Source organism: Mesobacillus subterraneus (assembly GCF_000934845.1).
GTDB classification, from domain to species: domain Bacteria; phylum Bacillota; class Bacilli; order Bacillales; family Cytobacillaceae; genus Mesobacillus; species Mesobacillus stamsii.
Genome location: NZ_JXIQ01000115.1, coordinates 1 through 12,661, shown reverse-complemented (window position 1 = coordinate 12,661; position 12,661 = coordinate 1). Strand labels below are relative to the sequence as shown.

9 protein-coding genes are annotated in these 12,661 nt (G+C 44.2%); all 9 read right to left on the bottom strand.

The window, feature by feature from the left end:
• Positions 1 to 467: 467 nt before the first annotated feature.
• The 9 genes from UB32_RS14760 to UB32_RS14720 all read right to left on the bottom strand — a co-directional run bounded on the left by UB32_RS14760 (position 468) and on the right by UB32_RS14720 (position 12,429).
• Positions 468 to 1,379: a Gfo/Idh/MocA family protein gene (locus UB32_RS14760; protein WP_044394954.1), complete on the bottom strand. Its 912-nt coding sequence runs from the start codon at positions 1,377 to 1,379 to the stop codon at positions 468 to 470.
• Positions 1,380 to 1,545: 166 nt separating this feature from the next.
• A complete protein-coding gene (locus tag UB32_RS14755; RefSeq protein WP_044394951.1) occupies positions 1,546 to 3,330 on the bottom strand; it encodes an L-lactate permease in 1,785 nt (594 codons plus the stop codon).
• Positions 3,331 to 3,533: 203 nt separating this feature from the next.
• Positions 3,534 to 4,334: an IclR family transcriptional regulator gene (locus UB32_RS14750; RefSeq protein WP_044394949.1), complete on the bottom strand. Its 801-nt coding sequence runs from the start codon at positions 4,332 to 4,334 to the stop codon at positions 3,534 to 3,536.
• A gap of 39 nt (positions 4,335 to 4,373) precedes the next feature.
• On the bottom strand, positions 4,374 to 5,144 hold the full coding sequence (locus UB32_RS14745; protein WP_044394946.1) for a fumarylacetoacetate hydrolase family protein: 771 nt from the start codon (positions 5,142 to 5,144) through the stop codon (positions 4,374 to 4,376).
• A gap of 81 nt (positions 5,145 to 5,225) precedes the next feature.
• On the bottom strand, positions 5,226 to 7,406 hold the full coding sequence (locus tag UB32_RS14740) for a malate synthase G (protein WP_044394943.1): 2,181 nt from the start codon (positions 7,404 to 7,406) through the stop codon (positions 5,226 to 5,228).
• 147 nt (positions 7,407 to 7,553) lie between these two features.
• A complete protein-coding gene (locus tag UB32_RS14735) occupies positions 7,554 to 9,020 on the bottom strand; it encodes an FAD-linked oxidase C-terminal domain-containing protein (protein ID WP_044394941.1) in 1,467 nt (488 codons plus the stop codon).
• The gene (locus UB32_RS14730; protein WP_044394940.1) at positions 9,020 to 10,378 is read right to left on the bottom strand and encodes a (Fe-S)-binding protein; all 1,359 of its coding nucleotides are present in this window, start codon (positions 10,376 to 10,378) and stop codon (positions 9,020 to 9,022) included. Before UB32_RS14730 ends, UB32_RS14735 begins: the two co-directional genes overlap by 1 nt.
• A 2-nt stretch (positions 10,379 to 10,380) precedes the next feature.
• Positions 10,381 to 11,706 (bottom strand): FAD-binding oxidoreductase, encoded by a 1,326-nt coding sequence (locus UB32_RS14725; RefSeq protein ID WP_044394939.1) that lies wholly within the window; start codon positions 11,704 to 11,706, stop codon positions 10,381 to 10,383.
• Positions 11,707 to 11,736: 30 nt separating this feature from the next.
• Complete coding sequence (locus UB32_RS14720; protein ID WP_044394938.1) at positions 11,737 to 12,429, bottom strand: FadR/GntR family transcriptional regulator; 693 nt, start codon at positions 12,427 to 12,429, stop codon at positions 11,737 to 11,739.
• Positions 12,430 to 12,661 lie beyond the last annotated feature (232 nt).

The following is a 12,661-nucleotide window of genomic DNA, read 5'->3' as shown; positions in this document are numbered from 1 at the left end:
AAGGCGCTTACGTCTACTTTTACGTTCGACATATCTCCTCTTAAAGTGCTTACGTCTACTTTTACATCACTTATATCTCTTTGCATATTTAAAAGGATATCTAGTATTTGTTTTTCCATTTTTCTCACCTCCTTTGAATAATAGTATAGGACACTTTGGATTTTCTGTCTCTCCCATCTCCAAAAACCGTGTCACATAAATTCTCGCACAAACCTGCTGGCGGTACTAGCGCTGCGTAACGACATCTGAAAAAAACAAAGGGACGGACATTTTGCTCCAAAACTACTAGGATAAGGGCAAAATCTCCGTCCCCTTTCTTGTTATTTTAATTTCTGCAAAACCAGCTGCTAACATTAGAGAAGTAACAGTTTTTCTAAAGCTGCGGCAAGCAAACCGAACATCATCACTGGGAAGAAGTCGGCCTGATACTTACCCGTAAAAACGGTTGAAGAAACAGCATTTATTTTTCATGAATCAGCATAGAGCTTCCTCACTATTCTTTCACAGATTTCATGAGTTTTTAGAGCATCCTCTGCCGAAATCTGCGGCTTGGTATTTGTCCGAACTGCCTCAATAAAATCGGTAATCATCGGTTCAAAGCCTCGCTTTATTAAAGTAGGCTCCCAGTCATTTCCACGGACTTCGGTTATTTCCATCCCTTTTGAGATGATCAGCTTGGAGACATTCTGTACTGTTCTTTTTTCTAATGGGCCCATAACCTCCACAATTTCTTCATTCGTGCCATTATCCCGATTCATGATACCAATTGCTGTGGCGCCGTTAGCGAGAAATTGGATGACAATGTGGTGCAAGCGGTCGCCTTCCATTCTACCATTCACGACAATATCTTCGATCGGATGTGGAAACAAATAGCGCATTGTATCGACCACATGGATAAAATCGTCAAAAATAAAGGCCCGCGGTTCACCAGGAAGGGCATGACGGTTCTTTTGAACAATAAGGAAATTAGGATCAGCCACCTCTTTTAGTTTTTGATGAAAAGGTGCGTATCGGCGATTAAAACCTGTCATTAACAGCAGACCCTTTTGTTCAGCAAGTTCAACTAACCTTTTTGCTCCCTCATAGCTATCTGTGATAGGTTTGTCGACAAAGACATGGATCTGCCTTTCTAATAGTTGTTCGATGATTTCCGCATGAGAAGCAGTCGCGGAATGAATGAATGCTGCACGAATTCCACTGTCCAATAAAGAAGCTAAACTCGTGTGAAGGTGGTCGAATCGATATTGGTTTCCAATCGATTGCAGGCGCTCTTGATTGCGTGTATAAAGATGGAATTCGATATCCTTTAGTCCGCTATAGACCGGAAGATAGGCCTTTTGAGCAATATCCCCGATCCCGATCACTCCTATTTTAAGCATTATTTCTCCCCCTAGATTATTAATTACTGCTATGTCCATTATACTTCATCATATAGCAAACGAACGGACCAATTGCTTTATAAAAATACCTATCTCCCTTTTTTTGAAAATAGCAAAAACTGCACCCGGCACTTCGGGTGCAGTTTTCTGCTTTTCTTTTCCGCTATTATTGTTTGATTACTGGAGATACTTCCTGCACTAGAAGACCACTTCTTTTGTTGTTAGTAGCGATGATATATACGGCAGCAAAAGCAATCGCCACTGCAATGAATGAACCGATGTTAAAGATGCCTTTTTGTGAGTACCAAACGATGGAATAACCGATAGAGCCTGACAGCAATGCGTAATAGGTGAACGGGAAGAGAGTTTTCCTTATGACCGCTCCTTCTTTTCCGACCAGACCTACCACCGCGGATGCTGCAACAACATTGTGCACACAAATCATATTTCCTGCCGCTCCGCCAACTGCCTGGAGGGCAACGATCCAGGTAGGATCTACGCCAATATTGCTTCCTACATTATATTGGAATAGAGAGAACATCATATTGCTGACTGTATTGCTGCCTGCGATGAATGCGCCCATGCCGCCAATGAAGGTAGAGAATAGCGGCCAATAATCTCCCGCCAGGGCAGCGACTCCGTTTGCCAATTCAATTGGCATCTTATCAAAGCCTGCTGCTCCTCCTCCGGTATTTAAAAATACCTGAACCATCGGGACTGTAAAAATTAGAGCTGTCGAAGCAGAAATCATCGTTTTGCCTGATTGGGACCAGGCACGTCTGTAAGCGCTTGCATTCATGCCGTGGAGGAAGTACGTAATTGCCGATACAATAATGAAAATAGTGCCGGGCAAATACAACGGCTGAAAACTGGAGGTAATTCCAGAATCAAAAATATTTTCAAATGAGATACTCCATGCTTTAAACCATCCTGCAATTGGGAGGGAATTTATTCTTGTTAAGATTAGCAGCAAACCAACGAGAACATAAGGTGTCCAGGCACGGAACATGCTCATGCTTCCGCTCTTGTGAGTAATGTCCTTGATTTCAAGATTGCCAATCCATTCAGGATCCCAGTTCGATTTTTCTTCAAAATCCCATTCTTCCTCTTTTGGAGGCATCAGGAAACCTCTCTTTGCCGCAAAAATCACAATTGCCAATCCTGTCAAACCACCAATCATCGAAGGGAATTCCGGTCCAAGAAGATTTGCAACAATGATATACGGAATCGTCATCGCAAACGACGAAAACAGGGCAAATTTCCATACCTTGATGCCTTCGGAAAAGGATTTATTTTTGCCGAAATACCTAGTCATCAGTGCAACCACAAATAATGGCACAAGCGTACCCGCGATCATATGAAGAAAGGCTACCTTGACAGCGATGACATTTACCAAACCTAGAAAGTCATTCGATAATCCAGCATCGCCCGATAGTCCACTAAAAACACCTACAAGCATAGGGGTTCCGACTGCACCGAACGAAACAGGTGTACTTTGGATGATCATTCCGGCGACTACTGCTGCCATCGCCGGAAATCCGAGCCCTACCAATAAAGGAACTGCAACCGCCGCTGGGGTTCCGAAGCCTGCAGACCCCTCAATAAATGAGCCGAACAGCCACGCCACAATAATCACCTGAACTCTTCGGTCCCCTGAAATATCGGTGAAACCTTGACGGATTGTCTTGATTCCACCACTTTCCTGCAAGGTGTTCAGCAGCAGGATTGCGCCAAAAATAATGTAAAGAAGTGTTCCCGCCACAATAAGCCCATGGATAGAAGCGGCAGCTACATTGGCACCTGGCATCTTCCACACGAATAGAGCAAGAACGATAGCTACTAAATAAGAAATTGGCATTGCTCTGCTTGCTGGCCACCTAAGCCCGATCAGGAAAACCCCTACCACTAGAATAGGCAATAACGATAAAAATGCTAGCATTCCCGTACTCAAAAAACCATCTCCTCTTTTAATATGATAATAAAAAACAAGAAAAGTTTTTGTTGCGAATGACGCAACAATGCTATATAACTATAAAAATAATGTTATATAACACTTGTTATTTATTATACAGACTTAACAAGGGTAATTACAATAATTTTTAGAAAATTTAGAATTATTATTGTAGGAAAGCATTAAAAAAAATTTGTCCGTTGTTATCCGAACAAATTTTTTCCATTCTTTTGACTTTGTTTTGAAAATCCGAGTCTGACAGAGATTTGCGATCCGACATCAAGCATTTGCTCTTTCAGTTGATTCAGTCTTTCTTCGGTCATTCGGATCGTCGGTCCCGAAATACTAATGGCTGCGACTACTTTCCCCAAATGATCGAAAATAGGTGCTGCAATGCAGGAAATACCGTTTTCATTTTCCTCCAGATCAAGCGCGTATCCATTTTGCTTAACCTGGACCAATTCCTTGAACAAAGCATCTTTATCCGTAATCGTGTGTTTCGTATGCATGGGAAGGCCTTTTCGCTCGACGATTTCATGTACCATCCCTGAAGGAAGATTGGCGAGAATTGCTTTTCCAACGGATGTACAATGCATTGGTGCCCGCTTTCCAACCTTTGAATGCATTCTCAATGTTTCTGTCCCTTCCAGCTTTTCAATGTAAACTACTTCTCCCTGGTCATAGACGACAAGGTGGATCACTTCATTCGTTGAATCCTCAAGCTGCTGCAGAAATGGGCCCGCCTCAGATCTTATATCAATGGAATCCAGCAGTTTCGAGCTAATTTCCAAAAATTTGTATCCAAGTTTGTACAAGCCAGTAGATTCGTCTTGCTCAATGTATCCATACTGGGCTAGAGTAACTAAAATTCGGTAGACAGAACTTTTATTGATATCCATCTGTTTCGCAATCTCAGTAACTCCTAAACCGCCTTTTTTCATGCCGACTAGCTGGATAATATCCAACGCGCGGCTTACTGACTTAACAACATTTTCCCTTTCCACTTCTCTTACCCCCAGTGTGGCGCCTATCACAATCTCTCATCAAACTTTCATTCTAGTCCCGGCAAACACATTCTTCAAAACGCCAATCTCTTTAATCTCACATTCAATGACATCTTGTGTTCCGACGAACTCTGCTCCTACAGGGCTGCCAGTCAGTATAACATCTCCCGGCTTCAAAGTCATGACCTTCGACAGATAGGAAATCATTTTCGGGATTGGGATGATCATCAGGTCAGTAGGACTATTTTGCTTTTCAACACCATTCAGTCGAGCGGTTACTACAACGCTAAAAGGGTCCAATTCTGTTTCAATCACCGGCCCTAGGGGAGTGAAGGTGTCAAACGACTTTCCGATTGTCCAATGTCCATCTTTGTGAAAGTGGCTTGGTGCAGTAACATCGTTGCCGACCGTGTAGCCAAAGACATACTCGAAAACTTCTGATTCCGGAACATCCTTTGCTTCCTTGCCAATGACTACAGCAAGCTCGGATTCGAATTTAACCTTATCTGTACCGTCTGGAATCATGATTTCTTCCTCTGTGCCAATAACGGAAGAAACAGGCTTAAAGAAAAATACGGGGATTTCTGGCAATTCAGATGGCAAGTCTTCTTTGTTTGCCACAAAATTTGCGCCGATACCAATTATTTGATTTGGGACAAGCGGGGCGAGCAAGTGGGCTTCTTCTCTTGAAAAAACCTTCCCTGTATATTCCCAGCTTTCAAACAGATCTCCAGTAATTTCTTGTATTCCTCCTGCCGTAACTACACCTGAATAAACTTTTGAATCAACTGTAAACCTTGCAAATTTCATCGTTTTAACCCCTTTCTGTCATGGATATTTCAAAGGGGCATTTTCAGCTAGGAATGAATGCCCCTTTGAAAGGAAGTATTTTTAATTTTTTACAGCAAATTTCGCTTTCGCTTCTTGGCGCCGACGATGAAGAATAGGCTCCGTATAGCCATTTGGCTGTTCATATCCAAGGAAGACGAGGTCACATGCAGCCTGGAACGCTACAGAGTTGTCAAAGTCGTCTGCCATTGGGTGGTAAGCTGGATCAATCTTATTTTGCTTATCCACGACTTTCGCCATCCGCTGCAATGTCTCTAGCACCTGTTCTTTCGTGCAAACCCCATGGTGCAGCCAGTTTGCCATATGCTGACTGGAGATCCTTAACGTTGCCCTGTCTTCCATCAATCCTACATCATTGATGTCAGGAACTTTTGAGCAGCCGATTCCTGATTCAACCCAGCGAACCACATAGCCGAGGATCCCCTGCGCGTTGTTATCCAGCTCTTCCTGAATTTCCTCAGCAGTCCATTGCGGATCTTCAGCAACCGGAATTTGCAGGATCTCGTCTCGATAATCTTTGGATTCACCTGCCAGCTGATTTTGCACCTCAAACACATCAACCTGATGATAGTGCAATGCATGCAATGTCGCAGCTGTTGGAGATGGCACCCATGCAGTATTCGCACCTGCCTGCAGATGGCCGATTTTTTGTTCCAGCATTGGCCCCATCAAATCAGGCATTGCCCACATGCCTTTTCCGATTTGAGCACGTTCCTGGAAGCCAACCTGAAGCCCTGTGGCAACATTTGACTTTTCATAGCCTTGAAGCCAAATGGATGATTTCATATCATTTTTCCGGACCATTGGGCCAGCTTCCATGGAAGTATGCATCTCATCTCCGGTGCGGTCGAGGAAGCCTGTATTAATGAAAACAATCCGGTCTTTCACCTCACGGATGGATGCTTTAAGGTTTAAACTTGTGCGACGTTCTTCATCCATCACGCCGATTTTAATCGTGTTCCGCTTCAGGCCAAGCAGGTCCTCTGTCCGGTCAAATAATTCATTGGCAAAAGCGACTTCTTTTGATCCATGCATTTTTGGTTTTACGATATAAATAGAACCCTTGGATGAATTCTGGTATTTTGTATTGCCAATTACGGAGTGCTTTCCAATCAGGCTGGTAAACACTGTATCAAGAATTCCTTCTGGAACCTCATTGCCTTGTTCATCAAGGATGGCATTGCTTGTCATCAAGTGGCCGACATTTCGCACAAACATGACAGAACGGCCGTTCAGACTGAATTCTTCCCCATTTGGTGCTGTGTAGGAACGATCTGGATTCATCGTTCTCGTCATGAGACGGGCATTTTTATGGAAGGTAGCCGACAAGTCTCCTTTTTGCAAGCCAAGCCAATTGCGGTATACCTCCACTTTATCTTCAGCATCTACTGCTGCAACCGAGTCTTCGCAATCCATGATCGTTGTCAGAGCGGCTTCGAGAAGGATATCCTTTACTCCCGCTTTATCCGTCTTGCCGATCCGATGGTTTGGATCAATCTGGATTTCAAAGTGCAAACGATTATTTTTCAGCAAAACAGCTGCTGGTTCCTCTTGATTTCCTTGATAGCCAACAAATTTTTCTTCATCCTTAAGACCCGTTGTTTTGCCTTCAGCCAGGGAAACTACCAGCTTTCCATCTTTGATGGCATATTTTTCGGCATCCTTATGGGAACCTTCCGCTAGCGGCACGGACTGGTCGAGAAATTCCCGTCCATAAGCGATGACTTTATTGCCACGGACTGGATTATACTGTAAGCCTTTTTCTGCTCCATCTTCTTCACTGATGGCATCTGTTCCGTAAAGAGCATCATATAAACTTCCCCAGCGTGCATTAGCAGCATTGATTGCATAGCGTGCATTATTAACAGGCACAACAAGCTGAGGGCCTGCTTGTAAGGCAACTTCTTCATCCACTGCTTCTGTGGTAATTTGGTAATCCTCCACTTCCGGTTCAAGATATCCAATGTCAGCAAGAAATGACTTATATTGATCTAGATCAAATTTGCCGCTATTTTCACGATGCCAGGCATTTACTTTTTCTTGGATTTCATCACGGATTTTTAGCAATTCCTTGTTTCGAGGAGCCAGATCCTTTACCAGGCCTCCGAGACCATTCCAAAACTGTTCCTGATCCACCTCGGATCCAGGAAGAACTTCTGAATTAATAAATTCGTAGAGTTCTGATGCAACCTGAAGATTGCTCGATTTTACATAGTCTGCCATCTGATTTTTTCCTCCCTTTGTATGTTCAATCGTTGCGTAATACCAAACGCTGTTTCAATTCCTTCTAAGAAAAATCATACCATGCCATGGAAAGTTTTTTCAATCCATTTAACTGAATTTTTTGTAGTTTTTACCGATTTCTTTCTCTTACTTTGCTGCTGCAGCAGCAATCTCATTTTTCACTTCCACACAACGTCCAGGAGAGGGGAATAGTTTCCCTGCATTCAATAGATTTTTAGAATTAAAGACTTGCCTGATTTCTGTTTGTGCAATAATTTCCTCATCTGTAAATACAAACCGCATTTCTTCCCTTTTTTCAATGCCGACACCGTGCTCGCCGGTAATCGTTCCGCCTACATCGGCGCATGCTTTCAGACAGAGACTGCCTGCTTCAAGAGCCTTTTCTGATTCTCCTGGAATTCTCGCATCAAACAAGACGAGCGGATGCAGATTTCCATCCCCTGCATGAAATATATTAGCGATTCGAAGGCTGAATTCCTCACTGATTTCATTGATCCTTTTTAACACTTCAGGCAGCTTGCTTCTAGGGATGACGCCATCCTGCACAATATAATCAGGGGATATCGCACCCATTGCCCCGAATCCGGTTTTCCGGTTTGCCCACCATTTGGCTCTTTCTTGTTCACTCTGTGCGGCTTTTACCTCACGGACATTGTTGCTATTGCACACAGCAAGGATCTGGTTGATCTGCTCATCGAGGCCGGCGGCAATTCCATCTACTTCAATTAGGAGCACTGCTTCTATGTCCTTCGGGTGTCCTACCGGAAAAGCGGCTGCCTCGACTCCTTCAATTGCCGTCTTATCCATCATCTCCAGAGCAGCAGGAACGATTCCGGCTGAAATTATATCTGATACCGCTTTGCTGCCATCTGCTACCTTGTCAAAATAGGCAAGCACTGTTTGCTTTCCTTCTGGATTCTTTAAAATTCGCACCGTTATTTTTGTCACGATCCCTAAAGTACCTTCAGAGCCCGTCAATAAACCAAGCAAATCATAGCCCGGCTGATCAGGGACACCGTCTTTGCCGATTTCGATCACTTTCCCATTTGGGAGGACGACTTCTAGTCCAAGAATATGGTTAGTCGTTACCCCATATTTCAAGCAGTGCGCGCCTCCGGCATTCTCGGCGACATTGCCGCCAATCGTACAGCAATACTGGCTGGATGGGTCAGGGGCATAATAATATCCTTTATCTGAAATCGAGTTGGTAAGTTTAAGATTGACAAATCCAGGTTCTACGACTGCACGCCTGTTCTCAAAATCGACACTTAGCAGCTTTTTCATCCGAACCATGCTGATGATTACCTCGCCGTTTAAAGGAATGGCACCCCCGCTTAGACCAGTTCCTGCCCCCCTTGCAAGAAAAGGCAGGTCATTTTCGTGACAATACGTAACAATCGCAGCAACCTCAGCGGTGTTCTTTGGAAAAACAACCGCCCTTGGCAAATGTTTGCGAAGGGTGAAGCCGTCACAATCATAGGCAAGCAAGTCTTCCTTCTTGTACAGGATAGACTTGCGGACGGGATCAACCCCAACGATTTTAACCAGATTCAAAACATGAGGATCCTTCGATTGAATGCCTTTTTTCGACATCAGTTCCCCTCCTTCAGACTGTCTTCTTTTTGATACGCCCAATCGAGAAGCTGGATGGTATGAACAACCTTTTGGTTTCTTCCGTACTTTTGAACCCCTATCGCCATTTGAAGCATACAGCCAGGATTCCCCATCGAAATCATTTCTACATCTTCCGGTACATTTTCCATTTTGCTTTCAAGAACGGCACCGGCCATGTCGGGATTCGTAATATTATAAATTCCGGCACTTCCGCAGCATCGATCCGAATTCGGCATGTGTACCATTTCCACTCCTGGTATATCGAGGAGAATATCACGCGGTTCTTGCCGTATTCCTTGACCATGGGCAAGGTGGCACGCATCATGATACGTCATTTTGATGTTCATTTCGGCTTTTGGCTTTTCATATCCAGTATCATGAAGATATTTTGAAATATCTTCTACCTTTTGGGAGAATTCGAAAGCCTTGTCATGCCATTCTGGATCGTCACGAAATAATTCATGGTATTCTTTCAGCATGGACCCGCAACCGGCGGCATTTACAATTACCTTATCCGCGTCTTTAAATGCCTCTATATTCTTCTTGGCAAGCTTTCTGCCTGTTTCCCGGTCACCAGCATGGACATGGAGCGCGCCACAACATGTTTGGTTACGGGGAATGATGACATCGTTGCCATTTCTGGTCAGCACATTCACAGTTGCTTCATTGACATCGCTAAACATCACGTCCATTACGCAGCCAGTCAGCATTGCGACTTTCCGTTTCGTCTCAGTCTTCGCCTTGATCACATCGGCATCGTTGAATTTTTTTCGAACCGGTTCCTTGATCTTCGGCATGATTGCCTCCATTTCGACCAGATGCTTTGGCATGATGTTGATCAGACCGGTCTTTCTTACTACCTTCTGCATCCCGCTCTTTTGGTAAAACTTAAGCAGGCTGCCTAATGAATTCAGCCGGTTTTGATGCGGGAACAACTCTTGAAGAAATAGTTTATTAACTGCACCCTTCCAGCCGGTCAACGGCATCGCCTGGCGGATCTGCCCTCGTGCCTCTTCAATCAGACCTCCAACATTTACATCTGCCGGACATGCAGTCGTACAGGCGCGGCAGTCTAGACAGGCGAACACAGGATCCATGAATTGCTCATTTACCGAGAGTTTTCCTTCAGCAACCGACTTGATCAAATGAACCCTTCCGCGTGGAGAATGCTGCTCTTCACCGGTCAATTCATAGGTAGGACAAGATTCAAGACACATGCCGCAATGAACGCAGTCAGCCCATTTGTTCTCATCTGGCAGGTCGCTCCAGAGGTAATTGCCTAACGTTTTTGGCGCGCAGGCAGGCTCCTGCTTTAACTCCATTTCTCTTAAACTCACTATTATATCCCCCCTACAAAACGTCCAGGATTCAAGACTCGATTTGGATCGATCTTTGCCTTTATTCCTTCCAAAAGAAACTGGTATGGCTGCTTGTCACCCCATACATTCGCCTTTTCGCGGAGCGCCGATGGCAAATGCTTCACTACGACATAACCGTTTGCCTTTGCAGCTTTCTCTCTTAGAGAATAAATTGCGGAGACAATATCTTCTTTTGCCCCTCTAAGCACTGCCTGGCTTAACCCATGGCCAAGGCCCCCATGTGCTTCGATCAGGAGATTGTGGGAATCCTGCAGCAACTGGCACTCCTGCAAAATCTCGATTACCTTCAGATTAACTGTACCGATTTTTACGATCGCTTCCGTTTGGGCATCAACAGGGCGAACCGCACCGTTAGGAACATTCCTGTAAAAATCGTTCCAAAAAGACTTTGCCTCTTCCTGATGAAGGATAACCAACTCGGTTCCTGACGGCTGAAGCTTCTGGACAAACTCCTCTTGGTACTTAACAGAGCTTTCCACGTCTTCTAGCCCAATCACCAGCGTGTAAACCCTTTCACGAAAGAATTTAGCGGATAACGATGGATTCATCATTTCGAGTGCTACAGGTTCTATTACGGTATCCAGCAGATGAACAGCAAATTTTCTTGCATCCTCCATTTTCTGTTCGGAAAACTTCAGCAGCATTAGGCTTTCATATTTCGGAATCGGTCGCAGTTTTACCGTTACCTCAGAAAGAATTCCAAGAGTTCCCATTGCCCCGATAAAAAGCTTGTTCATGTCATAACCGGCAACATTTTTTACTACTTTTCCACCAGATCGAATCACTGAGCCATCAGGATAAACCACCCTCAAGCCAATGACTGCATCTCGCGCTGAGCCATAGCCAAGCCGTTTCGGACCGCTGTCATTTGCGGCCAGGATTCCTCCGATGGTTGCCTGCGCAGGCAAAAACGGATCCAATGGGATTTTTTGGTTAAACTCCAGCAGGTAATCCTGGATTTCTTGAAAAGTGGTACCTGCTCTGACAGTTACTGTCATATCCCCAGGTTCATGCTCCACGACCCCTTTATAATTTTCCAATGAAAGCAGGAGGTCTGCAGTATTATCGGTACCTCCAAATCCTCTTTTCGTACCTCCGCCTACTACATTTACTTTCTTGTTTGTTTCATAGGCATATTTTACTAGACTGGTAATTTCCATTTCAGTCTGAGGAAATACAGTGATCTTGCCGCCATTTCCATATAAATGCTCATCACTTTCGGATTCAGTCCATTGATTTTCAGGAAAAAAAGCTTTCAACTCGGTTAAAATTTCCGCGGTAATCATAGCAGCCCTCCTATGTTTTCTTGGATAACTTCAAATCCTTAACATCGAACTTGTTTTCAGCAAATCCTCCACGAAATCAAGATGCTCTTGCATCCTTTCCTTTGCCGGGACAGGTTTGCTTTGCAGGATCATTTGAAAAATTTGTTCATGCTGGCTGTGTATTTGTTCAAAAACTTTCTGATCCTTTTCGATAAAATGATGGAAACCAATCATCGTCTTCTTCATCGAAACAGAAATAAAGTCAAGTAGTTGAACAAGGATCTCGTTTCCCGCCGCCCCGGCAATTGCAAGGTGAAAATTGTAATCCGCCTCCCAGCTGTTTTCGGCACTCCGGGAAATCAGTTTTTCGAGCTGTTCCAAATCATCTTTCGTTCGGGTTTCTGCAACAATCCCGACAATTCCCGGTTCAAGGAGCTTCCTGACCTGAAAAAGCTGGCTAATATCTTTCGGGTTTGGAAGCAGGAGATGGCGTTGAAAAATTTTTCCTGAATCGAACTTGCATATATAGGTACCCTCCCCCTGCTTGACTGTCACCGCACCCCTTCCTTTTAGAGTCGTGATCGCATCTCTTACCGCAGAGCGCCCTACTCCAAACAATTCACAAAGCTCACGGACTGACGGTAGCTTCTCTCCAGGGAGAAACGTTCCCGCTTCGATCATATGCTCAATTTGCTCCGTAACTGATTCAGATACCTTTTTCGTAGAAATTTTTTCAATCCTCAAACATGCACCCCCTTCCGTCCGATATCACATATCTGATATGTGACATACTTTATTTCATTTAATCACGAAATTGTGTTTGGATCAAGAAATAGTTTGAAAATAGTAAAAAATCAAATAAGTGTATGCTGAAAAGCAACTAACGACCAAAAAAAGGATAGGGTTGCCCGAGGCCACTGAAAAAGTCCTTAAAGGTTGGCCTTGTTAAAATGGACCGGTTGATCTCCACTCCAGG